Origin of the sequence: Arthrobacter sp. B10-11, assembly GCF_033142195.1 — a bacterium.
Lineage (GTDB): Bacteria > Actinomycetota > Actinomycetes > Actinomycetales > Micrococcaceae > Arthrobacter > Arthrobacter oryzae_C.
On sequence record NZ_JAWMTH010000004.1, the window covers coordinates 472,322 to 497,929 of the forward strand.

The 25,608-nt window shown below is 64.5% G+C and carries 28 protein-coding genes; 9 read left to right on the forward strand and 19 right to left on the reverse strand.

Features of this window, described 5'->3' with window-relative positions; genetic code table 11:
* Window positions 1–149 precede the first annotated feature (149 nt).
* Window positions 150–1,619: an amino acid permease gene (locus RW112_RS15255; RefSeq protein ID WP_317782582.1), complete on the forward strand. Its 1,470-nt coding sequence runs from the start codon at window positions 150–152 to the stop codon at window positions 1,617–1,619.
* 75 nt (window positions 1,620–1,694) lie between these two features.
* A complete protein-coding gene (locus RW112_RS15260; protein ID WP_411709916.1) occupies window positions 1,695–2,507 on the forward strand; it encodes an IclR family transcriptional regulator in 813 nt (270 codons plus the stop codon).
* Here RW112_RS15260 and RW112_RS15265 read toward each other — a convergent pair.
* The 3 genes from RW112_RS15265 to RW112_RS15275 form a co-directional block, all read right to left on the reverse strand.
* A complete protein-coding gene (locus RW112_RS15265; RefSeq protein ID WP_317782584.1) occupies window positions 2,500–3,285 on the reverse strand; it encodes an IclR family transcriptional regulator in 786 nt (261 codons plus the stop codon). The genes RW112_RS15260 and RW112_RS15265 overlap by 8 nt on opposite strands.
* Window positions 3,286–3,380: 95 nt before the next feature.
* Window positions 3,381–4,145: a cyclase family protein gene (locus RW112_RS15270; RefSeq protein ID WP_317782585.1), complete on the reverse strand. Its 765-nt coding sequence runs from the start codon at window positions 4,143–4,145 to the stop codon at window positions 3,381–3,383.
* The gene (locus tag RW112_RS15275; protein WP_317782655.1) at window positions 4,142–4,576 is read right to left on the reverse strand and encodes a hypothetical protein; all 435 of its coding nucleotides are present in this window, start codon (window positions 4,574–4,576) and stop codon (window positions 4,142–4,144) included. The genes RW112_RS15270 and RW112_RS15275 overlap by 4 nt, the downstream gene beginning before the upstream one ends.
* Window positions 4,577–4,734: 158 nt before the next feature.
* Here RW112_RS15275 and RW112_RS15280 point away from each other — a divergent pair, with 158 nt between their 5' ends.
* From RW112_RS15280 to RW112_RS15290, 3 genes are read left to right on the forward strand one after another with little or no spacing between them, the layout of a single operon-like run.
* Window positions 4,735–6,111 carry an NtaA/DmoA family FMN-dependent monooxygenase gene (locus RW112_RS15280; RefSeq protein WP_317782586.1) on the forward strand — a complete coding sequence of 459 codons (1,377 nt, stop codon included), beginning with the start codon at window positions 4,735–4,737 and terminating at the stop codon, window positions 6,109–6,111.
* Window positions 6,112–6,151: 40 nt separating this feature from the next.
* Entirely contained in the window at window positions 6,152–6,484 is a 333-nt protein-coding gene (locus RW112_RS15285; protein ID WP_317782587.1) for a metalloregulator ArsR/SmtB family transcription factor, read from the forward strand.
* A 14-nt stretch (window positions 6,485–6,498) separates the two neighbouring features.
* Window positions 6,499–6,996: an SRPBCC domain-containing protein gene (locus tag RW112_RS15290; RefSeq protein WP_317782588.1), complete on the forward strand. Its 498-nt coding sequence runs from the start codon at window positions 6,499–6,501 to the stop codon at window positions 6,994–6,996.
* Window positions 6,997–7,041: 45 nt separating this feature from the next.
* On the opposite strand, the gene RW112_RS15295 is transcribed toward RW112_RS15290, so the two are convergent.
* Complete coding sequence (locus RW112_RS15295) at window positions 7,042–7,239, reverse strand: hypothetical protein (RefSeq protein ID WP_305942332.1); 198 nt, start codon at window positions 7,237–7,239, stop codon at window positions 7,042–7,044.
* 405 nt (window positions 7,240–7,644) lie between these two features.
* Between RW112_RS15295 and RW112_RS15300 the strand changes: the two genes are divergently transcribed.
* Window positions 7,645–8,325 carry a DUF2306 domain-containing protein gene (locus tag RW112_RS15300; RefSeq protein ID WP_317782589.1) on the forward strand — a complete coding sequence of 227 codons (681 nt, stop codon included), beginning with the start codon at window positions 7,645–7,647 and terminating at the stop codon, window positions 8,323–8,325.
* 1 nt (window position 8,326) lies between these two features.
* On the opposite strand, the gene RW112_RS15305 is transcribed toward RW112_RS15300, so the two are convergent.
* From RW112_RS15305 to RW112_RS15350, 10 genes are all read right to left on the reverse strand, one after another.
* Window positions 8,327–10,057, reverse strand: a complete 1,731-nt coding sequence (locus RW112_RS15305) for a thiamine pyrophosphate-dependent enzyme (RefSeq protein WP_411709917.1) — start codon at window positions 10,055–10,057, stop codon at window positions 8,327–8,329.
* A 90-nt stretch (window positions 10,058–10,147) separates the two neighbouring features.
* Window positions 10,148–11,662, reverse strand: coding sequence for an amino acid permease (locus RW112_RS15310; RefSeq protein WP_317782590.1), 1,515 nt, complete (start codon window positions 11,660–11,662; stop codon window positions 10,148–10,150).
* Window positions 11,663–11,736: 74 nt separating this feature from the next.
* Window positions 11,737–12,681 (reverse strand): glutaminase, encoded by a 945-nt coding sequence (locus RW112_RS15315; protein WP_317782591.1) that lies wholly within the window; start codon window positions 12,679–12,681, stop codon window positions 11,737–11,739.
* Window positions 12,678–14,276, reverse strand: coding sequence for a PucR family transcriptional regulator (locus tag RW112_RS15320; RefSeq protein WP_317782592.1), 1,599 nt, complete (start codon window positions 14,274–14,276; stop codon window positions 12,678–12,680). Before RW112_RS15320 ends, RW112_RS15315 begins: the two co-directional genes overlap by 4 nt.
* A 237-nt stretch (window positions 14,277–14,513) precedes the next feature.
* A complete protein-coding gene (locus tag RW112_RS15325) occupies window positions 14,514–14,807 on the reverse strand; it encodes a hypothetical protein (protein WP_317782593.1) in 294 nt (97 codons plus the stop codon).
* 65 nt (window positions 14,808–14,872) lie between these two features.
* The gene (locus tag RW112_RS15330; RefSeq protein ID WP_317782594.1) at window positions 14,873–16,171 is read right to left on the reverse strand and encodes a dicarboxylate/amino acid:cation symporter; all 1,299 of its coding nucleotides are present in this window, start codon (window positions 16,169–16,171) and stop codon (window positions 14,873–14,875) included.
* An 87-nt stretch (window positions 16,172–16,258) separates the two neighbouring features.
* Entirely contained in the window at window positions 16,259–17,671 is a 1,413-nt protein-coding gene (locus RW112_RS15335) for an aspartate ammonia-lyase (RefSeq protein WP_317782595.1), read from the reverse strand.
* A 201-nt stretch (window positions 17,672–17,872) separates the two neighbouring features.
* Complete coding sequence (locus tag RW112_RS15340) at window positions 17,873–18,595, reverse strand: FadR/GntR family transcriptional regulator (protein ID WP_317782596.1); 723 nt, start codon at window positions 18,593–18,595, stop codon at window positions 17,873–17,875.
* 92 nt (window positions 18,596–18,687) lie between these two features.
* Entirely contained in the window at window positions 18,688–18,939 is a 252-nt protein-coding gene (locus RW112_RS15345; protein WP_317782597.1) for a DUF2630 family protein, read from the reverse strand.
* A gap of 101 nt (window positions 18,940–19,040) precedes the next feature.
* The gene (locus RW112_RS15350) at window positions 19,041–19,313 is read right to left on the reverse strand and encodes a matrixin family metalloprotease (protein WP_317782598.1); all 273 of its coding nucleotides are present in this window, start codon (window positions 19,311–19,313) and stop codon (window positions 19,041–19,043) included.
* 776 nt (window positions 19,314–20,089) lie between these two features.
* On the opposite strand from RW112_RS15350, the gene RW112_RS15355 reads away from it, so the two are divergent.
* Both RW112_RS15355 and RW112_RS15360 read left to right on the forward strand, forming a co-directional pair.
* Entirely contained in the window at window positions 20,090–20,701 is a 612-nt protein-coding gene (locus tag RW112_RS15355) for an NADPH-dependent FMN reductase (RefSeq protein ID WP_317782599.1), read from the forward strand.
* A gap of 96 nt (window positions 20,702–20,797) precedes the next feature.
* Window positions 20,798–21,400, forward strand: a complete 603-nt coding sequence (locus RW112_RS15360) for a DUF1992 domain-containing protein (protein WP_317782600.1) — start codon at window positions 20,798–20,800, stop codon at window positions 21,398–21,400.
* A gap of 50 nt (window positions 21,401–21,450) precedes the next feature.
* Here RW112_RS15360 and RW112_RS15365 read toward each other — a convergent pair whose 3' ends face one another.
* The 3 genes from RW112_RS15365 to RW112_RS15375 all read right to left on the reverse strand — a co-directional run bounded on the left by RW112_RS15365 (window position 21,451) and on the right by RW112_RS15375 (window position 22,678).
* Window positions 21,451–22,092 carry an NADPH-dependent F420 reductase gene (locus RW112_RS15365; protein ID WP_317782601.1) on the reverse strand — a complete coding sequence of 214 codons (642 nt, stop codon included), beginning with the start codon at window positions 22,090–22,092 and terminating at the stop codon, window positions 21,451–21,453.
* A 71-nt stretch (window positions 22,093–22,163) separates the two neighbouring features.
* Window positions 22,164–22,478, reverse strand: a complete 315-nt coding sequence (locus RW112_RS15370; RefSeq protein ID WP_317782602.1) for a DUF6221 family protein — start codon at window positions 22,476–22,478, stop codon at window positions 22,164–22,166.
* Window positions 22,479–22,483: 5 nt separating this feature from the next.
* Window positions 22,484–22,678, reverse strand: coding sequence for a hypothetical protein (locus RW112_RS15375; protein WP_317782603.1), 195 nt, complete (start codon window positions 22,676–22,678; stop codon window positions 22,484–22,486).
* 167 nt (window positions 22,679–22,845) lie between these two features.
* On the opposite strand from RW112_RS15375, the gene RW112_RS15380 reads away from it, so the two are divergent.
* Window positions 22,846–23,223 (forward strand): hypothetical protein, encoded by a 378-nt coding sequence (locus tag RW112_RS15380; RefSeq protein ID WP_317782604.1) that lies wholly within the window; start codon window positions 22,846–22,848, stop codon window positions 23,221–23,223.
* A gap of 149 nt (window positions 23,224–23,372) precedes the next feature.
* Here the strand turns inward: RW112_RS15380 and RW112_RS15385 are convergent, their stop codons facing one another.
* Together RW112_RS15385 and RW112_RS15390 are read right to left on the reverse strand one after the other, a co-directional pair.
* Window positions 23,373–23,657: a DUF1540 domain-containing protein gene (locus RW112_RS15385; RefSeq protein WP_305942317.1), complete on the reverse strand. Its 285-nt coding sequence runs from the start codon at window positions 23,655–23,657 to the stop codon at window positions 23,373–23,375.
* A gap of 256 nt (window positions 23,658–23,913) precedes the next feature.
* A complete protein-coding gene (locus RW112_RS15390) occupies window positions 23,914–25,257 on the reverse strand; it encodes an ammonium transporter (RefSeq protein WP_317782605.1) in 1,344 nt (447 codons plus the stop codon).
* Window positions 25,258–25,608: the final 351 nt, after the last annotated feature.

A 25,608-nucleotide genomic window follows, 5' to 3' on the forward strand; every position in this document is an offset into this window, starting at 1 on the left:
GCATTTACGAATGTTTTTAAAGACCAGAAAAGCGTTTTGGTGTTACTTTCATCACAGCGGCTGGGTGTCCGGACTGGTCCCCAACCCCTCCGAGGCTTTCCGGTGCATCAATCCCGTTCGCACCTCGACTACTTTCCCGGGAGCAATTCATGGAACTCTCTTCCACTACACGCTTGGATCCGCAGACTTCTTCACCACTTGAACCGGGACCCGCCGAACCGGGACCCGCTGAATCAGGGCTGCCTGCGCCGGGGCTCCGTCGGTCCATGGGCCCGCGGCACCTGGTGATGATCGCCATGGGCGGCGTCATCGGGTCCGGCCTCTTCCTCAGTTCGGGCTACACGATTTCACAGGCCGGCCCGCTGGGCGCGGTCCTCGCGTATCTCGTGGGCGCCTTCGTCGTCTACCTGGTCATGGCCTGCCTCGGGGAGCTGGCCATCGCCTATCCGGTCTCAGGCGCGTTCCACATCTACGCTGCCAGATCCATCGGTCCGGCCACCGGGTTCACCACGGCCTGGTTGTACTGGCTGTGCTGGGCCGTGGCCCTGGGGTCGGAGTTCACCGCGGCCGGCCTGCTCATGCAGCGTTGGTTCCCGGGAATTGAGGTGTGGGTCTGGTGCGTCGTCTTCGCTTCCGTACTTTTTGCCCTGAACGCCGTCTCATCGCGCTTCTTCGGCGAATCCGAGTTCTGGTTTTCCATCATCAAGGTGGGCGCTATCGTCGTCCTGATTGCCTTCGGCGGCGCCGCGCTGGTCGGGTTCCACCCGCTGGCCGGGGGTCCCCACCCGTTCCTGCTCGAAAACTTCAACACGTCGGGCGGACTGTTCCCCAACGGCTTCTCCGGCGTCCTGGTGACTGCCCTGGCGGTCTTCTACGCGTTCTCCGGATCAGAACTGATCGGCGTCGCAGCGGGCGAAACGGCCAACCCCGAGACCAGCATTCCCAAGGCAATGCGGACCACGGTGTTCCGCCTGCTGATCTTCTTCGTGGGGGCTATCGCTGTCATCGCCGCCACCATTCCCTATGATCAAGTGGGCCTCGACGAGAGCCCCTTCGTCACCGTCTTTTCGTCCATCGGCATCCCCTACGCCGCTGACATCATGAACTTCGTCATCATCACCGCCCTGCTCTCCGCCGGAAACAGCGGCCTGTTCTCCTGCGCCAGGATGCTCTTTTCCCTGTCCGAGGAAGGGCATGCGCCGAAGGCTTTCCGGAAGCTGACCAAACAGGGGATTCCCCTCATCGCCCTTTGCGTCAGCATGGTCGGCGGGCTGGCCTCCCTCATCAGCAGCGTCGTCGCTCCGGAAACGGTGTATCTCGTGCTGGTCTCTGTCGCCGGGTTCGCCGTTGTGGGAGTCTGGATGTCCATCACGGCGTCGCACTTCTTCCACAGGAGGGCCTTCGTGCGGAACGGTGGAAACATCTACGATCTCGCCTACAGGGCCCCGCTGTTCCCGGCGGTTCCGATCCTTGCCTTCACGCTGTGCCTCATCTCGCTGATCGGCATCGCCTTCGACCCGAATCAGGTCGCTGCGCTGTACTTCGGCATTCCTTTCGTGGGCGCCTGCTACGCCTTCTTCTACTTCAAGTACGGACGACGGCGGCAGCTCGCGAAGTAGCCTCCTGTGGCAGTGTTGCAGTAACGTCTCCGGCCGGCGGCCCAACCAGTGTTGGGCCGCCGGGGCTGTGTGAGAATGGGCGTTGAAGTCCACCAGAGGGAGCGGTTCAGCTTGGAATTGTCGGAAGCGTCGTCGCTGGGCCAGGGCCTTCGCATTGTTCGGCTCATTGTGGACCGCGAGAAGCGGGGCAGGGGACTGCTGGGTGTATCGCAGCTCGCCGCCGAGCTGGACATGGACCAGGGCCGCGTGTCCCGGCTTACCCGGGAGCTGTGCGATCTAGCCATTCTGGAGCGGGTGGAACGCGGACCGTTCCGTGCCGGTCCGGCATTCTTCCAGCTTGCGGCCAGCCTCAATGCTGGTTGGATCGGCCGGGCCCGGAGCGAGCTGGAACTGTTCGTGGCGGAGTTCGGGCTCCGGGCGCGGCTGTCCGTCCGTGACGGTGTGCGCGTGATCCTGCTCAGGACGTCCAGCAATGACGGCGTGCCGGGAAGCTTTGTGAAACCCGGCATGGTCACTCCTGTCTGGTGCACAGGATCAGGCCGGGCACTCCTCTGGGACCACAAGGCCACCGACGTTGAGGAGCTTCTTCAGGGTGTGGACTTTATCGGCGTGGGCGGCCCCAGGGCAGCCCACTCTGTGTCGGAAGTGTGTGAGTTGATGGAACGGGACCGCCCGCAGGGCTTCGTCGGGGCGGCCGAGGAGTTCGAGCACGACGTCCATGAGGTGGCCGTTCCCGTCAGGGACCCGGGCGGACGCGTGACCGCAGCCCTCGCGGTCCTCGGCAGCAGTGCCGCTTTTGAGGGCCGGGCAGGGGAAATTGCCGAGGCGCTCCACTCGGCAGCAAAGCGCCTGTCAGCGGTAGGCTCAGGCCGCGGGGGAGTCAGCTAGGGGCTGGTCCGGCCAGAGCCTCAGGCCGCCCCAGGGCCGCTTCAAGCCATCCGCCCCACTTCCGGGCCGCGGCGGCAATCTCGTCGCGTTTCGGTTCCAGCCGCGCCTTTGCTCCGACCACCTGCAGGGCAGCGACGGCCTCACCGCGGAAGTCGCGTACTGGCACGGCCACTGAGTACAGATTGGGTTCTGCCTCTTCATCCACCACGGAATAGCCGCGTTCCCGCGCCCCGGCAAGGCGGGCCAGGAAGTCGTCAATGTTGGCGGGAGTGTTGGGGCCATGGCGGACAAAATCGGTCTGGCTAAAGACCGCCCGGACCTCGGCGTCGCTGGCGTCCCACAGCAGCGCCTGGCCCGCGTCGCTGCAGTAAGCAGGGTAGGGCCGGCCGATCCACGAACCCACCATCCTGCTGTTCGCCGGGACATGCTCACCGATCGTCACGGTGCTGTCCCCGCTGAGGACACCGAGGAAGCAGCCTTCCCCGGTGTCCTCGACGAGCGCCTCCAGCGCCGTCATCCCCTCGGTCCGGAGTCTTTGCTCAGTCAGTAGCTGGGCATCCGTGTAGAGGCTCCAGTCCAGCGAATACTCCCGGTGCTCGCCACGGAGCAGGAAATGCTCCTGCTGGGCGGCCTTAAGTCCCCGGGATATCTGGCTGCGGTCCTTGCCGAGGTCTGCGGCGATGTCCCCGACGGTCGAGCCCCGCGCTCCTCCCTCGTGACGGGCGCCGACGGCGAAAACGACCTGCATTCCGCGGCCCATGCTGGAGATCTTCGACATGGATCCGATCCTAGTTGCTGCCACCCGGCTGTGTGGGACCGAGTTTAGTGTGGGAGTGAATTTAGTGTGGGACCGGGTTTGGTGAGGGACTGCGTCTAATGGATCGCAAAGACCCGGGCGGGGAATCCGCTTCCGCCTTGAGGCTTCGGCCAGGTAGCCACAAGCACCGCTCCTGACTCCGGCAGGCTGTCCAGGTTTGCGAGCAGCTCTATCTGCCAGCAGTCCTGCGCAAGGATGTAGGTTTCCAGGCTGAAGTCCTGGTGCGACGTCGCTTGGCCCGGGTCCGTATCTGTCTGCTCGTGGCCGATCGCCATGATGTTCCGCTCGGCGACCAGGAAGGTCAGCACGTCCCTGGACCAGCCCGGGGTGTGGCTGACACCGTCGGAATCCCGGTTCGCCATCGCCTCGGCGTCCGGCCAGCGGTTGCTCCACCCGGTTCGGAGCGCCACAAACGCGCCCGCCGGAATCCGGCCGTTGCGCTGCTCCCATTCGCTGACGTCATCGAGGGTTGGCGTCGCGTCAGCGTCGCCCGCCGCCCGCGTGCTGATGTCCAGCACCACCAGGGGCAGCATCATCTCTTCCACCGGGATGTTGTCCAGGGTTCGCCCGCCCCGGATGAAGTGCGACGGCGGGTCCACGTGGGTGCCCCACTGGCCGACGATGGAGTAGACGTGCGCCGTGAAGCCATCGCCCTTTTCCAGGTCGAACAGGGCCGTCCTGCGTTCGTCCGGAAAAGCAGGGAAGTGTGGCTGGCCGGGGTGGAAGGAGTGCGTCAGGTCGGTGAATGACCGGCCGGCCAGCAGTGACCGAAAGTCCTGCCAGAGGCCGGTTGACTGGGCGCCGGTGGACTGGACTGTCATGACGCCTGTCCCAGGGCCGGACGAACTGACGCCGCCGTGGAAACCCGGACAGGATCGGAGAGTTCGATGACCGGCACCTCCCAGGGGTGGACTTCGATCATGCGCTCCAGGAGCCGGCATATGGCCTCTTCAGACAGATCCGCGTCCAGGTAGGTGGTCAGGACAAAGGTGGGCGAAAACGTCCGCTCACCTGCGCGGCCGAAGGTGGGATTCGCCGCCGCCGATGCCGTGAACCCCTCGAAGCCGAGACTCGATTCGAAGACATGCCGGTAGTTTCCAAAGTCCCCCAGATCGGGGCAGGACTCGAGTGTGTCAAAAAGTGACGCGAGTCCGGGGTCCGCTTTCAGGACGTCCAGGTCGCCCTCCACCAGGTGCCTCAGGGAGACTGCATCAATGGGCCAGTGGACGCGGAGTTTGCGCACACTTCTCATTCCAATATTCATGTCTGTTGCCTCTTCCGTGAATCGCGGAGCCCGCCCGTGCGGCTTGAGCATCATCCTGACAGAAAGGTGATGAGCGGCACAAGCATATTTACTTGTCTATAATGCACATAAAGCTTGTTCCGTCCATGAAAGCGAAGTGAACCGTCTTGAGCACCACCACCTCCCCGCTGCTTTTCGCCCTCTACGAACAGGCCAGCGTCGGTTGCGGCGGCGCCCCGAGCCTCTGGACGCACCCGCTTGATAACCGCCTGGAGCTCAACTCCCTGGACCGGTGGCGGGATGTGGCCATCACGGCGGAACAGGCCAATCTTGATGCGCTGTTCTTTGCCGATGTCCTGGGCCTCTATGACGTGTACGGCGGATCGGCCGACGCCGCCCTGGGCTGGGCTGTGGAAGCACCTGCCAATGATCCCTTTATGTATGTGCCCGCCCTGGCCGCCCTGACGCAGCGACTGTCGTTCGTCATTACGGCCTCGACGACCTATGAGCACCCGGTTTCCCTGGCCCGCCGATTCGGCACCCTGGACCATCTCAGCAACGGCCGGATCGGGTGGAATGTCGTCACGTCCTACCTTTCCAGCGCGGCCCGGAACTTCGGTATGGACGAGATGCTCAAGCACGCGGACCGGTATGGCCGCGCGGACGAGTTCATGGATGTGTTCTACAAACTGCTCGAAGGCAGCTGGGCGGGCGACGCCGTCGTCGGAAGCAAGAGCGAAAAGGTGTACGTGCGCCCCGGTTCGGTCCGTCCGGTCAACCACGACGGCGAGCATTTCCGCGTGGACGGACCGTCGCTGACCTCGCCGTCGCCGCAGCGGACACCCACGCTGTTCCAGGCGGGGTGGTCGCCCCGTGGCCGCGAATTCGCTGCCAGGCACGCCGAAGTGATCCTGCTGCCCAAGAAGGACCCGGAGGAAATAGCCGCCGGGCTGGCGGACATCAACCGCCGGGCGCTGGAGCGCGGCCGTCCCGCCGGCGAGGTGCGATCCATGGCACTGGCCCGGATCGTCACCGCGCCAACGGCGATCGAAGCGCAGGAAAAGTATGACGAACTTCAGCGCAACTACCACCTGGAGGCTCAGCTGGTCAGCTATGCCGGTGACACCGGGATCGACCTCAGTAAATATGCCGACGACGAGCCGCTGGCCACCGCGTCCAACGGACTCACCTCCTACGTGGTCAAGGGGGCGCCGCAGGACCAGCCGCTCACCGCAGGGGACGTGCGGCGTAAATTCTCCGAGGTCACGCGTGGAACGGACCTGCTGTTCATTGGCACGCCGGAGGATGTCGCGTCGCAGATCCAGGACCACGCGGCGGTGTCTGGGCTGGATGGCTACATGCTCAACCCGCTGGTGAGCCCGGGCTCCTTGAACGACTTCGCCGAAATGGTGGTGCCGGAACTTGCCAAGAGGGGACTCTACGACACGGAACCCAAGAGGGGCACCTTGCGCTCCCGGCTCCGGGCTGACGGGGCCGACCTGATGGCCGACACGTCCTACGGGGCGGCATTCCGCCAGCGCTAAACATTGACACTCATCTGAGCCGGTTGTATTCTACAACCAAATGGTTGTAGATCAGATGAGTGAAGCCGAACTGGACCGCCTCTTTCAGGCGCTCGCCGATGCCACCCGCCGCGACATTGTGCGGCGGGTGACAATCGGGGAGTATTCGGTCTCCGGCCTGGCCGCCCTCTACGCCATGAGCTTCGCTGCCGTCCAGAAACATGTGGCGGTGTTGGAGCGCGCTTCCCTGATCGCCAAGGAGAAGCGCGGAAGGGAGCAGATCGTGCGGGGAAACCGTGAAGGCCTGGAGAAAGCCCGCCGCCTGCTTGATGAGTACGAGGCGATCTGGCGGCAGCGTGCCGAGCGGATCGCGGACATTCTGGCTGAAGGATAGGAAAGGGTTTCGCAATGACTGTCATCAGTTCAACCAAGAATCTCGAGGCGCTCAGCCTTACCCTAGTGGCTGAGTTCGACGCCGGCGTCGAGCGCGTCTGGCAGATCTGGGAAGACCCCCGGCAGCTTGAGCGCTGGTGGGGCCCGCCCAACTACCCGGCCACGTTTGACCGGTTCGACTTCCAGCCCGGCGGGAAGGCCGACTATTACATGACCACCCCCGAAGGCGAGAAGCCCCGGGGCTGGTGGAAATTTAGAACCATCGAAGCGCCGCGCAAGCTCGAATTTGATGACGGTTTCGCGGACGAAACCGGAGCGCCCGTGGATGCCATGGGCAGTGCCCATGCCACTGTTGACCTTGAGGACATTGGCGGCCGCACCCGCATGACCATCATGTCCACCTTCGATTCCGAGGAGCAGATGGAAGAGATGGTCAAGATGGGCATGGAGGAAGGCATGAAGGAGGCCGCGGGCCAGATCGATGCCCTGCTCGCCGAGCACTCCCACGCCTGACGCGGTCCGCTGGCTTTTTGTTGCGTCTAAAGTCCGTGGCTACGCCTAGACTGCTGCGCCCTGGGCGGCGCTGCGGTTCAGGCTCACCGTGAAGGTGTTAGGACCGCTAAGGGTAACGGCGACGTCGTTCCGGTGGGCGTTGGCCTTCGAGGAAATGTCGTGCACGAGGGCGTCCAGCGTGTGGTCGATCGCGGAGCGGTCCCAGATTTTCACGGTCACGGAGTGATTGGTTTCGAACGTCATTATTCGGTGCCTCATTCATAAATTCGGTCGTGGGCTTCGCATCGGCGCGGAGCCCGGGACGGGTCTATTCATGAACGCTCAGAGGCCTTGCACAGCTCGGCGAGCTCACTGGTTTGGCCTCGTTGCGTCCACCAGGTTGGGTCGTTCCTTGCCGCTGCATTCTCTCCGCCGAAGCGCGAAATCAGGGCTGGTGCGGTTGTGAAATCGCGTTCTCAACCGTCCTTTCCATGATGCACAGAGGGGCGGGGGCGTCTCAAGCCAATATCGGTTCATTGCGCGTGAGACTCATCACAGGGCCATTATCGGCCGATGATCAGGGCCGGTGCCCTTGACAAGTGTACGGCGTACACCTAACGTCGATTCCGTAAGGTGTACGCCGTATACCAAGCCTGCAAAGGATCCGCCATGCCAACCGAAGTCATCAGTCCCGCCGCCACGTCCGTCCGGCGCTCACGGCCCCAGTGGCCCGTGCCCGCCGGCCTCATCCTGCTGAGCCTGATCCCCGTGATCTTTGGCGCCCTGCGGCTGACCGAGCTGACGTCCGGTTCGGCGGTCACGCCCCAGAATGCGCGGTTTTTCGCCTCTCCCGTCCCGGTGGTGACACACATTGTCAGCGTCACGGTGTACTCCCTGCTAGGGGCATTCCAGTTCGTGCCAGCCCTTCGGGGCAGGCGCGGCTGGCATCGCATCGCCGGGCGCATCCTCATCCCCGCCGGCTTGCTCGCGGCGCTTTCCGGACTGTGGATGTCCGTTTTCTATGCACTCCCGGATGGTCTCACCGACGTTCCGCTCCGGCTGTTCTTCGGCTCGGCCATGCTGGTGAGCCTCGTTTTGGGGGTGGCCGCAATTGTGCGCCGGGATTTCGTGGGGCACGGTGCCTGGATGACGCGCGCTTACGCGATCGCCGTCGGCGCGGGAACGCAGGCGTTGGTGGGCATCCCGTGGCTGCTGCTGATCGGGCCCACGGACGTGCCCACCCGTGCAGTGCTGCTAGGGGCGGGCTGGGTGATCAACGTGGCGGTGGCCGAGTACGTCATCCGGCGGGGCGCCACCCGCCGCAGGGTCGCGGGCGTGCCCCGCCGATAGGTCAGTACGCCTTCACCCGCTGCTCCACGATGAGGTGAATGAGGGCAAACGTCCCGTCCCGGTCGATGGCCTGGAACGCGGCGTCGAGGGCGGCCGGCACGTCCTCGTCCCGGGTGACCGTGATGCCGTACCCGCCGAAGGCCCTGGCCATCAGGCCGAAGTCGGGGTTCTTCAGCTGGGTCCCCGATACCCGGGACGGGTAGTGCCGTTCCTGGTGGGTGCGGATGGTGCCGTACTCCTGGTTGTCCATCACGACGATGAGCGGGGTGGCCCCGTACTGGGCGGCGGTGGCCAGTTCCTGCCCGTTCATCAGGAATTCACCGTCGCCTGCGATGGTCACCACCCGGCGCTGCGGACTGGCCAGCGATGCGGCGATGGCCGACGGGATGGAGTAGCCCATGGAGCCGTTCCTTGCGCTGATCATGGAGGCGTAGCGGCGCGTGGGGAAGTACCGGTGCGCCCAGTTGGTGTGCTCGCCTGCCCCGAACGTCACCATGGCGTCCTGGGGCAGCGGCGGGACGAGATTGGCCATCAGGGTGTCCATCTTCGCGGGACCTTCCGCCGCGGACTTGGGCAGGGCGGCAAAGGACGTCTGTTCGGCACGCATCCTGGCCGTCCAGGCTTTCCACTCCTCCTTCACCGGCAGGTTGATCTCCAGCAGATCGCGGACGAAGGCATCCGGCTTGGCCACGATCTGCCGCGAGACGGGGCCTGAGCGGCCCCGCAGCGAGGGGTCGATGGTGACCAGGAAGTTCTGCTTGTTCCAGTCCTGCCGGCAGAGGAATCCGTCCGTAATCACGTCCCCCGGGACTGTCCCGACGAAAACGAGCAGGTCGGTTTCCTCCAGGAGGTCGTACGTGGGGCGGGGGCGGCCGTAGCCAATCGGGCCCACGTAGGACGGCGAATCGAAGGAGACAGTGCCCTGCGTGCGCCATTCAGCGGCGGCGGGTATATGGTGCTTTTCGAGCCAGCCGGTGAGCTGCCCGGCCGCTTCCTGCGTCCAGTCGTTGCCTCCGGTGACAAACAGCGGCTTCTTGGAAAGTGAAAGGGCGCTGGCGAGGGCTTCGGCATCCGTGCTGCTCATCCCGCCGGTGGCAACCGGAATGGCGGGGTGCAGCGCAGGGTCGACCTGCTGCCGGATGATGTCTTCGGGCAGGCCCACCACAACAGGTCCCGGCCGTCCGCTCATGGCAGCGAACATGGCTTCGGCAACAATCTCGGACGCCCGCTCGGCATGGTCAAGCACCATGACCCGCTTGGCCCCGGTGTCGAACCAGGCCTTGATGTCGAATTCCTGGAACGCCTCGCGGTCACGGTGCGCAAAAGGGATGAGCCCGACGAAGAGCAGCATGGGGGTGGAATCCTGCCAGGCCGTGTGCAGGCCTACATGGGCGTTGGCCGCCCCTGGTCCGCGGGTCACCATGGCGACGCCGGGGCGCTGGTTCATCTTGCCGTCGGCTTCAGCCATGTAGGCGGCACCGCCCTCGTGGCGGCAGACGACGGTGTCGATGTCCGAACCGTGCAGCCCGTCCAGTACGTCCAGGAAGCTCTCGCCGGGAACAACGAAGGTGCGCTCCACGCCATGGGCCACAAGGGAGTCAACAATCACGTGCCCGGCGGATTTCAGGGCCCCGCGGCCGCCCATGGCCTCGGGGCCAGCCGAAGGAAGGGGCCGCTCCGGGAGGTGGTTGAGGGTGTCGCCGTCGATCGGCTGTGTGTCGGTTGCTGTCATGGTGGATGCGGACTCCGTTGTCATCACTACTTGTCTTCCGGGGTTGGTTGGATGTGAATGCGGATGTGAATGCGGTGCGCGGCTGTTCGACTACCGGATGGGAGTCGGGTTGGCCACCACGGGCGCGGCGCCGGTGTAGCCGTCACGTGCCTCGGCGATTTCGTGGATCCGTTTCCGGCAGGCGTACCAGCCGGCAACCATGAGGGCGCAGGCGATGAGGGTGACCAAAAGGGTGAGCGGGGAATCGATGAAGACCATCACGAGGACGCTGGCGAGGAACAGGAGTGAGAGGTAGCCGGTGTAGGGAGCACCGAACATCCGGAAGGAGGGGCGTTTCAGCCAGCCCCTGTCCGCCCAGCGTTTGAGCTGCATCTGGCAGAGGACGATAGTTGCCCAGGTGACGACGATGCCTACGGAGGCGACATTGAGGACGATCTCAAAAGCCTGGGAGGGGACGAGGTAGTTCAGCGGGACGCCGAGGAGGGACACTCCGGCGGTGATGGCGATGCCGCCGTAGGGGACGCCGGCTTTGTTCATGCGCTGGGCGAACCGGGGGGCGGAGCCGGCCACGGACATGGAGCGAAGGATGCGGCCGGTGGAATAGAGGCCCGCGTTGAGGGACGACAGCGCGGCGGTGAGGACCACGAGGTTCATGATGACGTCCACGCCCTGGATGCCGATGGAGCCGAAGAAGGTCACGAAGGGGCTGACGCCCTTTTCGTACGAGGTATAGGGCAGGAGGAGGGCCAGCAGGATGACGGAGCCGACGTAGAACACGGCGATGCGGAAGACCACGGAGTTGATGGCCTTGGGCATGATCTTTTCCGGGTGTTCGGTTTCGCCGGCGGCGGTGCCGACCAGTTCGATCGAGGCGTAGGCGAACAGCACGCCCTGCATGAGGATGATCATGGGCAGGACGCCGTTGGGGAAGATTCCGCCGTTGTCGGTGATGAGGCTGAAGCCGACTGCCTGTCCGTCCACCGGCGTGCCGAAGATGACGAAGTAGGTGCCGATGATGAGGAACGCCACGAGGGCGACGACTTTGATGATGGCGAACCAGAATTCCATCTCGCCGAAAACCTTGACTGAAACGAGGTTCAGGCACAGCACGGCAATAAGGGCAATCAGGGCCCATGCCCACTGCGGGACGTCCGCCATCCAGGGGATGTAGTGGCCGAAGAAGTTCATGTAGAGCGCTGCGGCGGTGATGTCCACGATGGTGGTGGTGGCCCAGTTGATCCAGTAAAACCAGCCCGAGACAAAGGCTGCCTTCTCGCCGAAGAATTCACGGGCATAGGAGACAAAGGAGCCTGACGACGGGCGGTGCAGCACCAGTTCGCCCAGTGCGCGGAGAATGAGGAAGGCGAAGAAACCGCAGACGGCGTAAGCGATGACCAGGGATGGGCCTGCAGCGTTCAGCCGGCCGCCGGCACCGAGGAACAGGCCGGTGCCAATCGCGCCGCCGATCGCGATCATCTGGATCTGCCGCGGTTTCAGGCTCTTGTGGTAGCCCTTATCCTCCGCATGAAGGAGTCTGTCAGAGGCGTGCGCGTGGCCGCCGTCTGCCTCGTACTGGCCAACCTCGTCATTGGGGTTGTTGGACATGGGTGATCCTTTCGACCGGTTGAAGATCTACATGGGGTTCTATTGGGGTTTGCGGGAAACAGCTGAGGGGCAGATCAGAAAACAGACCACCCGTTGCGCTCGGCCAGATCGGCAAGGGCAGCAGTCCCGGCCAGGGAATTGCCCTTGGCGTCCAGCCGGGGGCTCCAGACGCAGATGGCGCCTTCGCCGGGGACGATGGCCAGGATTCCGCCGCCTACGCCGCTCTTCCCCGGGAGTCCGACGCGGTAGGCAAATTCGCCGGCGGCGTCATACATGCCGCACGTCAGCATGATGGAGCTGATGCGTTTGGCCTCACTGCGGGAGACCACGGTGCCCTGCGCTCCCTGGCCGTCCTGGGCAAGGAACAGTGCAGCTTTCGCCGTCTCCACGCAGGTCATCATGATGGAGCACTGCCGGACGTAGTTCTCCACCACTGCCTGGGCGGGACGCCGCAGGTTGCCGAAGTCCTTCAGGAAGTGGGCAAGGGCAAGGTTGCGGCTGCTGTTGGCGAGCTCGCTGTCCGCGGCGGCCTCGTCAATGAAAGGGCCTTGCGCGCCCTTTTGGTATCCCGCTTGCCTGGAAAGGAATCGCAGGACCTGGTCTGCGGCGTCGGGAAATCTCTCCATAAGGTGGTCGGTGACCACCAGGGCGCCCGAGTTGATGAAGGGATTCCGGGGAATGCCATGCTCTACTTCGAGCTGGACCAGGGAGTTGAAGGATGTGCCTGACGGTTCGCGGAGCACCCGGGACCAGAGCGCGCCGGGGTCGTCCCCGCCGAGTGCCAGGGCCAGGGTGAAGACCTTCGAGATGCTCTGGATGGAGAACGGAAGATCGGCGTCACCGGCGCTGAACACGTCGCCGGAACTTGTGGCCACCGCAATCCCGAAACGGCTGAACGGCGGAGCCGACAGATGGGGGATGCCGGCGGGAACGGACCCTGCCTCAATCCGGGGCCGGTGGCATCGCACGATGTCGTCCAGGACCAGGCTGAGGGGCGGTGATTCGAGTGCTGTGTTCATGTGTTGCCCAGATGCTCCTTATGCTTGCCGGCCCACTCCTGGATGTGGAGCAGGGCGACCAATGAATGGCGGGGATCGCTGAAGTTCAAACCGGTCACCCGGCTGGCCTTGCTGATCCTGTAATAGACAGTGTTTTTGTGCAGCTTCATGCGCTTTGCGCATTCACCAACGTCCAGCGACGCCTCGAAATACACTCGGAGAGTCTCGGCCAGTTCCCGGTCGTCGCCGAGGAGCGACCAGAGGCTGCGATGGCGGAACGCGGACGCTGTGAAATGTCCGAGTGCTTCGTGGAAGAGGATGTCCGCTTCGAAATCGTCCACGGTGGCCACCGCTGCAGTCCCGGAGCGCCGCATGCAGCCGAGCAGGGCCTCCGTTTTGGCGGTGACGGAATGAAGCGACAGCAGGTCCGGGGCGATGGGTCCCACCGCCGCGAAGGGACTGAGCCCCAGATGCTTCCCGGCGTCCCGAACGATGGCTTCAGCCAGGCTCCGCAGTCCGGCTTCGGCATTGGCGGACTGGAGCGCCGGGATGATCACGGCGGTGTCGCCGTTGAACTGTCCCACGATGGCCGACTGTTTGTAGGCAGCAGCATGGATGGAGGCAAGGTTGGCGAGTTCCCCGTGTTTGAGCGCCGCATCGTCTGACTGCGCCTCACTGGCTGACATTCCGATCAGAAGGAGTGCGGAGGGCCGGTCCGCCGGGATCTTCTCGCTGTGGGCGCTCGCCGCGGCTTCCGCCGGACCCGAGAGGAGCCGCGCAATCCGGTCCTGGCGCATGTGCACCGACTGCTGGTTGCGGTAGCGGATCAGCTCGGCTGAGACCCGCGCCGCGGACCCCGTGAGGACGTAGTCGACGTCGTCCCCGAAACCGCCTCCGGTTTCCTGCAGCCAGATGTATCCCATGATGCGGTCGCCCGCGAACAGGGTGACGGCGATGCGCTCCCGCAGGCCGTCCTGGGGCCGGGCCGGAACCCTGACAGGCAGCCGGGTCCGGTGCAGTTCGCGGTAGGCGCCAAGGTCCTTGAGGAGGAGTTCGTATTTTCGCGGACCGCGGCGGGCAAGGATCGATGCCTTGCGGAGTTCGTCGATGTCATTCGTCACCGTTGAATAGGCCAGGACCTTGTTGGCGGCGTCCTCAATCACCACGTGGCTCGACGTCAGCCGTGCAGTGGTCTGCGCAATGGCGAACAGGTCCTCTTCCAGCAGCGTCAGCACTTCGCTTTGGTAGCTGCGGGGCGTAATCCGGTCCTTGGCTATGGACAGGAGCCGGTCCCAGTCCGCGGCGGGGTCCACCAGGAGAAGGCCTGTTCCGGCTGCCCGGAGCAGCTCTTCAGCTTCCCCGAGTTCGCCGGGAGTGCCTTTGACGGCCAGCACGAGGGGAGGATTCCTGACAAGGCGCCGCAGCGCCGGCAAAGCGGAGCGTCCGCGAACCCCGATCAGCAGGACAAACGAAGCGCCGCCGTCGGACGTCTCGTCGTCGGCGTCAACGATCAGGAAGCGTTCAATCGGCGCATCTGCGCGGAACGGCCGGAGGATGAGACTGGCGAAACCCACGGGGAGGTCCGACAGGATGTCGTCCACTGTAACTGCGGCCATGGGCTTCTTTCTGCATTGATACCCGCCCGGACGGCTCTGTCCGGTCACCCCATGCTATCCAGAGCATTTGCGGGAAAATATGGATGCCGGACTAAATCCGGCGGCACCTTTTAGGTCCCGGAACCAAGGCGCACCCGGCTCGGGGAGAACAGCCCTGGCCCCTTGCCTGTAGTGCCCGGCGGACGACGGCGGGAGGTCCCGCCGTCGTCCGACCATTAGGTGGCCCGTGCCTTTCGGTCAGGAGCCCGAAACTGTTCTTTCAGGGGTGAGGGCGTAGAACGGTGTGAACCGGCTTCTTTCTCCGGGGGCGATGTTCGAACGGACGATCGCAGCGCTCTCAAGCGCGGCCAGATGGTGCCTTACGGAGTCCCGGCAGCAGGCGATGCCGTTGCTGATGTCGGCTACTTTGCTTGCGCCGTTGCTCGCAAGGTAGTCGACGATTAGTGCCTTGATCGGTGTTCTTCGCGTCTTTTTCCCTCGTTGCATGGTTTGCGCGTCCGTCGGGCTCTGAAGCTCCAAGTCAGCGGTCATTGGCCATGGCCTTTCGTTCGGTGGGTGGATTCGGCTGGTTGAAGCGGGTGTGGCTGGGTGAGCGGTCAGTGCATCGAAACGCGCTCAGGTTCCCTGCTGTATTCGGTGTCGTCGGCGCGCGGGGTTGCGGCAGGTTCCGCTTCGAGGCGGGAAGAGGACCTGTCATGCTTCTGGCCGATGACCGCGGTGGCAATGGCATTTCCCAGGATGTTGGTGGCGGTGCGTCCCATGTCCAGGAGCTGGTCGATCACCAGCAGGACACCGATTCCGGCGGCGGGGATGCCGAACCCGGGGACGACGGCCGCTACGACGACGAGTGATCCGCGCGGCACGCCGGCCATGCCTTTGCTGCTGAGCAGAAGCATTGCGGTCATGGCGATCTGCTGGCCAAGGTCCATGTCGATGCCGTAGGCATTGATCAGGAAGACCGACGCGAAGGTCATGTACATCATGGAACCGTCCACGTTGAAGGAGTAGCCGAGCGGCAGCACAAAACCGGTGGTGCGTTTCTCGATGCCGAACCTGGTCAGGCCTTCAATGAGCTTGGGCAGGGCGGCTTCGCTGCTGGAGGTTGCAAACGCGATGACCATCGGTTCGCGCACAATCCGGACCAGCCGGAAGGCAGCGGTTCCGAGGAAGGCAACAGCGACGGCGATCATGACGATCCAGAGGGCCGAGAGGGACATGTAGAAGCCGCCAATGAACGAAGCGTAGGTGGCGAAGGCGTCCAGGCCCTGGGACGTGAAAGCCGCTGCGATACCGGCAAAAACGCCTACTGGAGCAGCCAGCATGACATACCCGGTGACCTTCAGCATGACGCCCATGAGTTCGTCGATGGCATCCGCTATGGAGGAGCGGCCCTTCTTGCGCAGGTTCAGCAGTGCGATGCCGAAGAGAGCACCGAAAACAAGGATTTGCAGCGGGTTGTTGGCCGTCAGGGCTGCGAAGACGCTCGTGGGGATGATGTGGGTCATGAACTCCTGGTAATCGAGGGGCTTCGTTTCCATCCCTGCGTCACCGCCCGGCATTAGGTTCAATCCGTCACCGACGTTGAGGATATGGGCGGTGATGAATCCGAAGGCCCCCACCAGGACGGAGGCGGACAGGAACCAGACCATGGAGCGGCCAAAGAGCTTGCCCACTCCGGCGGATTTTGCCGCGCCGGCGATGCCGGAAACAAGGGTGGCAAAGATCAGCGGGGCAATGATCATCTTGATGAGGTTCAGGAACATGTGCGTCACGGTGTCGAGGACCGTCACAAGGGATTCGCGTGCTTCCACCGGCAGCAGCCAGTGGCAGACCAGCCCGCTGAGGATTCCGAAGACGAGTGCGGCCAGAATCCACATCGTTGATTTGTTTTTCATATTCAGTCCTTGGGTAGGGGTCGGGGATTTTTGGGCACGGCGGTGTGCCCCTGCTCCCTTAATCGGGTGGGGTCCTTAGTTGAGGGACTACTTGCTGAGGTTGGCCAGGCGTTGGGGGCTGAGGAGTTCTTCGAGTTGCTCGGCGGTGAGCAGCTGGTGTTCGAGGACGAGTTCGGCCACGCCCTTGCCGGTGGCGAGGGCTTCCTGGGCGATGGCGGTGGCGGTGGCGTAGCCGAGGTGGGGGTTGAGTGCGGTGACCAGGCCGATGGATTGTTCGACGGTGAGGCGGAGGTGTTCGGTGTTGGCGGTGATGCCCCGGACGCAGCGTGCCGTGAGGGTGCGGCAGGCGGCTTCGAGGTGGGAGATGCTCTTGTGGAGGCTGTGGACGATGATGGGTTCGAAGGCGTTGAGCTGGAGTTGTCCGGCTTCGGCGGCCATGGTGATGGTGACGTCGTTGCCGATGACTTCGTAGGCGACCTGGGAGACCACTTCCGGGATCACCGGGTTGATTTTGCCGGGCATGATGGAGGAGCCGGACTGCACGGCGGGGAGGTTGATTTCGCCGAGGCCGGCGCGGGGGCCGGAGGAGAGCAGGCGCAGGTCGTTGCAGATTTTGGAGAGTTTCACGGCGACGCGTTTGAGGACGCCGGAGAGGTGCACGAAGGCGCCGACGTCCTGGGTGGCTTCGATGAGGTCCACGGCGGTGACCAGGGGCAGGCCGGTGATGTCGGCCAGGTGCCGGCAGGCTGTTTCGGCGTAGCCGGCAGGGGCGTTCAGGCCGGTGCCGATGGCGGTGGCGCCGAGGTTGATTTCGTGGATCAGCAGGTCCGCTTCGGCCAGGCGGAGCCGGTCTTCGCCGATGGTGACGGCGTAGGTCCCGAATTCCTGGCCGAGGGTCATGGGGACGGCGTCCTGGAGTTGGGTGCGTCCCATTTTTACCACGGTGCGGAATTCGGCGGCTTTGTTCGCGAAGGCTTCTTCGAGTTCGGCCAGGGCGGCGAGTAGTTCGCGGGCGGCGAAGATGGTGCCGAGTTTCACGGCGGTGGGGTAGACGTCGTTGGTGGACTGGGAGAGGTTGACGTGGTCGTTCGGGTGGAGGCGGGCGTAGTCGCCTTTGGGGTGTCCGAGGATTTCCAGGGCGCGGTTGGCGATGACTTCGTTGGCGTTCATGTTTGAGGATGTTCCGGCGCCGCCCTGGATGACGTCGACGACGAACTGGTCGCTGAGTTTGCCGTTCAGGACGTCGGTGCAGGCGGCCTCGATGGCGTCGGCGCGTTCGGCGTCGAGCAGGCCGAGTTCGCGGTTGGTGCGGGCGGCGGCGAGCTTCACGGCGGCCAGGCCGCGGACCAGGTGCATGTTGGAGGAGAGCGGCTGGCCGCTGATGGGGAAGTTCTCCACGGCGCGGAGTGTGTGGACGCCCCAGTACGCGGAAGCGGGGACGTCGCGGTCACCCAGCAGGTCGTGCTCGGAACGGAAAGCGGCGGCAAAAGGGATGGTCATGGGGTCCTCACGGGGCTTCTTTGACGGGTTTGGACGGGCAATTTTGGACGGGCAACTGGGCAGAAAAGATCAAGGATTTGGGCAGGCTTGAGGGACGCCGCAGCCAGGACGGAGGCATGGGTGTGCCACGGCAGGGGAGCCGCGCGGTCTTGCGCGGTTGGTCAGGTCAGGGGTGGCTGGGCGAACTGCGGGGCTTGGCGGTTAGCGTGTCGGGCCGGAGTTCTCGCTTCCAGGGACGATGGTGCCCAGGGCGCATTCCACCCCGTGCAGATGCATCCGCATTGCCTGGGATGCTTCCTCGGCTGAACCGCTCTCAATGGCAGCAAAAATGCGTGCGTGTTCTTCGCCCGATTCCTTGCGTCGGTCAGCCACGAGGTTGAGGGTGTTGGACTGGTTGGCCATGGCGTCGCAGATGTCCGACAGGAATGATTCGAACACGCCGTTGCCGCTGCACCGGGCGATGGTCACATGAAACTCGGTGTTCAACAGCACCCACTGGTGGATATCATCCTCCTCGGACATCTCCCGGAGGATTTCCCGGAGAGCCTCCACATCTTCGGCACTGCGGCGCTGGGCTGCCAGGCCCGCCGCAGGCACCTCCACGTGGGGGCGGGCCTCCACCAGGGCGCTTGCCGAGTATTTGCCGAGCTTGAGGTCCTGGGCAACCTTGTCAGCGATGACGAAGGTGCCCTTGCCTGTATGTGTGGCCGTCAATCCCAGGGCGGTGCACGAACGCAGTGCCTCCCTGACCATCGTCCGGCTCACGCCGTACTGCTTGGCGAGCGAGGCTTCCGAGTCGAGACGGGTGCCTACCGGGATCCTGCCGCCTTCTATGGCACCGCGGAGGGACGCGAACACGGCTTCCGCCGCGCCAACTCGCACCACTCGATCTTGCGCAGCTGTCCAGCTGTCCAACAGGTTCATATGAAGACTATGGCACCTGTCACACAGCCTGTCAAAGGGCTCCTGAATGTTGCGGTGTCCGGGGCGGCTCGGCGCCCGCAAGGAACGCCGAATCAGCCGCGGTAGTCCTCCACCTGCTTGGCAGGGCGCACCTCAGCCTCATCCGGATTCTCGCCGTACTGCAGCTTGGCACGTCGCTGGCGAAGCAGGTCCCAGCACTGGTCCAGGTCCTCTTCGATGCGCTTGAGCCGCGTGCGGTCCGGGGCATGCTCGGGCCCGGGCGCAGCAGATTCCGCTTTTTCGCGAAGCTCGCGTTCCTCCTCAACAAGCCCTTGGATGCGTTGCAGGATGTCCTGTTCGTCCATGGTGTCCTTCTTCCTGGCGGGGTACCAGCCAGCGTAGTGTTGGCCGCCGTGCCTGACCAGAACCCCTGTTGAACGGTGGGTTCTGATGGTGACTTTTTACCTCACAGCTGCGGAACGCACTCGCCGCCGCCCAGCAGGGCCAGACCGGCGCGGTCTCCGTCGGCAAGACCCGTCACATGGTTTCCGTCGCCGTACATGAGCTGGCTCGGGTCATTGACGTGGTCAAGTCCCAGGACATGGCCGAGTTCATGAATGATGATGGCGCGCGCCGGCGCGGATCCCTCCGGCCATTGCATGATGTCGGACAGCGTAGGCGCGTCCAGGCGCACCTGTCCCGCGACGAGGACATACGGGGATCCAAAGGTATTCACCATGCTGCTGCCGCCCAGGCCGGCCACATTTCCCGCAAGGCCGGGCGACTCTTCCGGGTTGGACCATGCGATCAGGACCGGCGCCCAGCGTTTGCCGTAAGGTCCGGCTGGTAGGTTTTTCGCTGGTCGCTCGGAGCCTCCGTAGTGACTCCGTCGTACACGAACCGCAGCCCGCTGGCGGCAGAAACCTCGGCGACGGCCTCCGCGACCAGCTGGTCCGCGCCCGGCGGCGCGTTATCCGGACGAACTACATAATGCACAGGCCGGCACGGATCATAGGCGGCGAAACGCTGTTCGGGGTCGGGCGATGGCTGCAGCGCGAAAGAGCGGGACTCCGTAGGCGCAGGCGGGTGGCCCAGCGGGGAAGAAGCGGCCTCAACACCCGGCGGCGGTACGTTGGCGCCCGGCAGGTGCGGGAGAACCATTGGGAGGACGTACCTTTCCAAGAGCGATGGCGTGAAGTACAGCCCCACAACAAGGGCTATCGCCAGGGCAACGGTGGACTTCCGCCCCGCCCTTCGGGTGACAGCCCTCCAAGCGGGACGCCGGAAGAAGCCCGGCTCTCCGGAATTTGAACGCAACAGTGTCCCCCTGGCTGCACAACTCCGTCTCCCCGGACGGATGAGGAAAGCATAAGGGCTGACCAGGTGAAACCAGCATCCAGGCTCTGGCCGCCGCCGGTGTTGTGTGCTGGACTGGCTGGTGGGCGGCACCTGTCACGGGCACAGCCCACCAGTCGGCCAGCCGGCTCAGACCGGCCCAAAGAAGGGATCTGTCGCATGGCAACGTTCAAGATCGGCTACTTCGTCGGAAGTTTGGCCTCCGGCTCCATCAACCGCACCCTCGCCAACGCGTTGATCAAACTGGCTCCGGAGGACCTCGAATTTACGGAGATCCCCATCAAGGACCTCCCGCTCTACAGCTACGACTACGACGCCGACTTCCCGCCCGCCGGGCGTGCCCTGAAGGAGGCCGTCGAGGGCTCGGACGGCATCCTGTTCGTGTCCCCCGAATACAACCGCTCCATCCCCGGCGCGCTCAAGAACGCCATCGACTGGGGATCACGCCCCTGGGGCACCAACTCCTTCGCCCGCAAACCCACCGGCATCATCGGGGCATCACCGGGCAGCATCGGCACCGCGGTCATGCAGTCCTCCATGCGGGCGGTCCTCAGCTTCCTCGATGCGCCCCAGCTCAACGCCCCAGAGGCCTACCTGAAGTTCAATCTCGCCGATTTTGCCGACGACGGCACGGTCACCAACCAGGGCACTGCGGACTTCCTGCGCCACTACATGGAGGAATACGGCGCCTTCGTGCAGCGTGTGCTCGCCGCCAACGCGCCCGGCCACATCGGCGACCCCACCCCGGACGAGGCCAAGCTCACCCGGTAGGGCGGTGAAATCGAGCGAAGCGATGATTGAATCTCCCGCGGGGCCTCTGAATACTGGAAAGCAGAAAATTCAGGATCGGCCAGGGACGGTGCGGACATGCCCAGTGAAGAAGCCGGCGGCGCGTTCAGGCGCCGTCTGGAGCGTGCCGTCGAACTGCGTGCCGTCCGTGCCACCGGCATGACAGTCCAAGAGGAGGCGGAGCTAGCCGCTGCCGAGGAAAAGGAAAAAGAAAAGCGCCGGAAGGTGGATGACGCCAAACGGGCCGAATACCTGATCCGGGATGCCATGGCCCAGGGGAAATTCGACAACCTGAAGTACGCGGGGAAGCCGATCCCCGGGCTGGGCGAAAACTACGATCCGGACTGGTGGGTCAAGGGCCTGATCCAGCGCGAAAACCTCACCGGCATGGGGCCGAAAGCCATCCTCCTGCGGACTGAAGACGCCGAACTGGACGCCCGGCTTGACGCCCAATACTCGGAGAAGCAGGTCCGCGACATCGTGCAGGACTTCAACAAACGCGTGATCGATGCCCGCCGACAGCTCCAGGGCGGCCCGCCGGTCATCACCAAGACCCGTGACGTGGACGCCGAAGTGCAACGCTGGCGCGAACGCCGGGCTGCCCGCGCCGCCGCTGAGCCGCCACCGGAGCCGGAAGTGAAGCGCTCGTGGTGGCGGCGGATCCGGGACGGCGGAACGTGAGGAAGCCGCCGGCGACTGAACCTCGGCGCCTGAACCTCAGCGTCTGAACCTTAGACCGTGCGGGGAGCCCGGGCTGCGCTCTCGGTCAGCTCGGCTGCAGTCTGGCGCACGACGTAGGCCGGACGGTCGCGTTCCACTCGCCAGCTTTCGGACAGCGGGCCGACATTGACGGTGTCGAAGCCGAACTCGTCGTAAAGCCTTGCCACGAGTTCCGCAGCCTCCGGGTAGTCGCTGGCCGTGGCCAGGGCACGGCGGCCCGCGGTGCCGGCAGGCGTCCCGTCAGTGGTGATCTCCTTCGCCATGATGTGGTTGAACCCCTTGGCAACCTTGGACGTGGGAAGGTGTTTCTGCAACAACCCGGACGTTGTGGCCTCACCGCTGTCCAGTTCCGGGAACCGGCCATCCCGCTCCCAGTAGTAGTTGTTCGTGTCAATCACGATCTTGCCCTCCAGCGCGTGCACGGGAAGGTCCCCGATGCTCCTGAGCGGCACGGTCACGACGGCGAACTCGCCGGCCGCGGCCGCCTCCGCCGCTGTTGCGGCCCGGGCCCGGGGTCCCAGTTCAGCCACGAGGTCCTCCAGCGTCTCCGGCCCCCGCGAATTGCTGACGACCACGTCATAGCCGAGCTCAACGGCCTTGCGGGCGATCTGGCTTCCAATGTGTCCTGCACCGATGATTCCGATTGTTGTCATGTCCGGGCCAACACCGCCCGAACGGGGGATATTTCACGGCGTGCCACAAAACGTCATGCAAGGCGCCGGCATCACCGCCAGTCTTCTTCGAAGTCCGGGTGCTCGGCATAGGGCAGTGCCAGGGCCTTCAGCGAACGCGTGGTCCATTCGATGGCCTCCGGGATCCAGCGGGATTCCTCCTCGAAGGGGTCGCTCACCATGGTGGCCAGCGCCGTCTGCCGGGCCGACTCGACGATGCGGATGACCCTCTTCTTCGCCTCGCACTCCAGTAACAGGCGGTGTTCGTACCATCTCGCCGATTCGGAGACCGTACGGTCGCTGAGGATTTTTCGGGCCGCTGCCTCGTCTTCCCGGATGCGCTCGGAGAGGAACTCGACAATGTCCACAACCGTTAGCCTCCGGCGGATGTGCCTTCTGTGATATCGCCGCCTGTGCTATCCCGGGCTGTGACATCCCCGCCTGTGATATCCCGGCCTTCGGCCGGATCCTGCGAATGCACCCGGATGTCCCTCGGATCAGCGTTCTCGTCGCCCTCTGCCGGAGCCTCGCTGTGGACACGCTCCGACGCCTGTGGGTTCTCGCTCATGTCCGCTCCTTCTGCGGTGGTTCGTGCTGTGACTAGTGGACTCCCACTACTGATCATCTAGCTCCCGGAGCCGAGGGGCTGTCAAGGACCAGTCCGGCACTACCCTGGCCGCGCGGGTGGAGGACAATAAGTCCCATCGGAGGACAGCCCAGCGAAGGAGCAGGACAGTGTCAGAGACGAACGGACCACGGCGCGCAGCGCAGCAGATGCAGGAGGCGGCCCGGTATCTGGCCCGTGCCGCCAGGAACCTGGACACACCCTCGGACAGCCACGAAATCCTCCGCAGCCTCACCGAAACCCAGGGCTCCATCGCGCAGGCCATCCGTGAACTGGCCCAATGGCACAGGACCGCGGCAGCAGGAACGCATTACTCACGCCCGCACAACGAAAGCGCCCGCGGCGTGATGATAGCCGTGTCCGAACTGGACCTCGCGGCACAGGAGGCAGACGCCCTCCAGGAGACGCTCAACCGGGCGCACGGCGGCAGCAGCGTGGTGAACTGGCTGGAGACCTCCGAATCCGAGGCGGCCACCAGCGACGACTGAAGCGGGTCTCCACTAACGCCCGCCGCGGCAGTAGCCGCAGCTCTGCCCGGCGGGCAGCCGCTGACGCAAGCGGACGACGGCGGGAAGTCCCGCCGTCGTCCGCTGCTTTCAGTTGTCAGTGCCCGGATGCATGCTGTGCGGGCGTGCTGCTACGCGTGTGAATAGGTGAGGCAGTCCGCATTGTCTGCGCCGGGACCCACATGGACCTCGGGTGCCTTGCACATGAGATGGTCGTTGTGGACGCATTCCGAGCGCTGGCAAGCCCCGACGTCGGCCAGGACCTTCGGCAGGCCGCCGTGCATTCCGGTGTCGATGAACGTGGCGCAGGACGCATGATCCTGGCTGCCGCCCACCGTGATGGCGGCGGCGTTGCAATTCGAATGGTCATTGAAGGAACAATTGGAAACACTGCAGTCTGCGACGTGCGTTGTCATAGGAAGATCCTCCGTGGTTCGGCTGCCCGGGCGGGCGGCTCCCTGTGTCCACGGTAGGCCTGCCCGGCCGGATCAAAAAGACCCAAACGTGTGACCTAATTACGGAAACCGTGGCAAGCAGGGCATAACGGCCTATGGTCCCGCAGGCTCCTGCTTCCTAAAATAAAGGTAGGGCCGACGGCACGACTCCCGGCACGTCCGGGGGGCCTTCCCAAACCGCCGCCGGCCCCTCAACCCTGACAACCGCGCAAGGCAGCTATACGAGGCTGTCTTCTTTTTCCTGCGCCTGGTTACCTGCCGGAGCGTTACCTGCCGGAGCATTCACCTGGTGGTGGAAGGGGTTGAACCGGCTGCGGGACAGCTCGCCGAAGGCGTAGGCAGTTTCCGCGTGTTCGGAAAGGTCCACTCCGACGTTTTCCGCTTCCTCACTGACCCGGAAGCCGAGAGTCTTGTGGATGGCCAGGCCCAGGACAGCGGTCACCAGACCGGAGAGCAGCACGGTGACCAGCACGGCCACCGACTGGGCCACCAGCTGCTGGAGCCCGCCGCCGTAGAAGAGGCCGCCGCCCTGGCCGTCCACCGGCAGCGCGATGAAGCCCAGTGCCAGCGTGCCGATAAGGCCGCCGCCGAGGTGGACGCCCACCACGTCGAGGGAGTCGTCCAGGCCGAAGCGGTACTTCAGGTCCACGAAGATCGCGCAGAGGGCGCCTGCCACCAGGCCCAGGCCGATGGCGGCCACCGGGCTGATGTTGGCGCAGGACGGGGTGATGGCCACCAGCCCGGCCACCACGCCCGAGGCGGCACCCAGGGAGGTGGGGTGGCCGTGGCGGATCTTTTCCGTAACCAGCCAGCTCAGCATGGCCGCGGCCGGCGCCACCAGGGTGTTGATCCAGATAAGGCCGGCCTGTTCCGCGGTGGTGGCGGCACCGCCGTTGAAACCGAACCAGCCAAACCAGAGGATGGCCGCACCCAGCATGATGAAGGGAATGTTGTGCGGGCGGTGGTTGGGGTCCTTGCCGAAGCCCTGGCGTTTGCCCACGATGACGGCCAGGACCAGCGCGGCGACTCCGGAGCTGATCTCCACCACGGTGCCGCCGGCGAAGTCGATGACCTGCCCGAACACGGAGGTGATGGCGCCGTTGGCGCCCAGCAGGCCGCCGCCCCAGACCATGTAGGCCAGCGGGCAGTAAACCAATGTGACCCAGATGGGCACGAAGAGCGCCCAGGAGCTGAACTTGGCGCGGTCTGCGATGGCGCCGCTGATGAGGGCGACAGTGACCATGGCAAACGTTCCCGCGTAGGCTGCCTTGATGAGGTCGGGGGACCCGATGAGATTGGTGAGCCCGAAGCTGGCGAACGGGTTGCCGAAGATGCCCAGCACGCCTTCCCCGCCGGTCATCGAGTAACCCCACAGCACCCAGATGACGCCGACGATGCCGGCCGAGATGAAGCTCATCATGATCATGTTGAGCGCCGCCTTGGCACGGGTCATGCCGCCATAAAAGAGGCCAAGGCCGGGGGTCATGATCAGCACGAGGGCCGTTGACACCAGCACCCAGACGTTTTCCGCAGTGATTTCCACCTGCGTGTCCCTTCTCATCAAGTCATCTGTACGGGGCCCCGAGTGTTCCGGGCCGCGCCCCCGCTCAATGTTTCACGCACCGTGTTTCCGGCAATGGGGCGAAAAGTTGCAGGGACGTTACAGGAACGCGGTCTGCGTGAAGATCACGTGACCGGCTTGTTTCGGGAATGTTAACGACGCCTCCTGGCGGAAGGGACGGAGGGCGGCTGGTGCTGCACGTTTCGGCAAGATGAACGGCGGCTCACTGTGGCCGGGTTGGAGGCTGGTGTCCCGGCCGTGCAATAAAAATGCCGCGCATTAAAAAGCAGTACGACGGCGGGATGTCCCGCCGTCGTACTGCTTTTGTTCTGTTCCGGTTGGGTTGGCCGG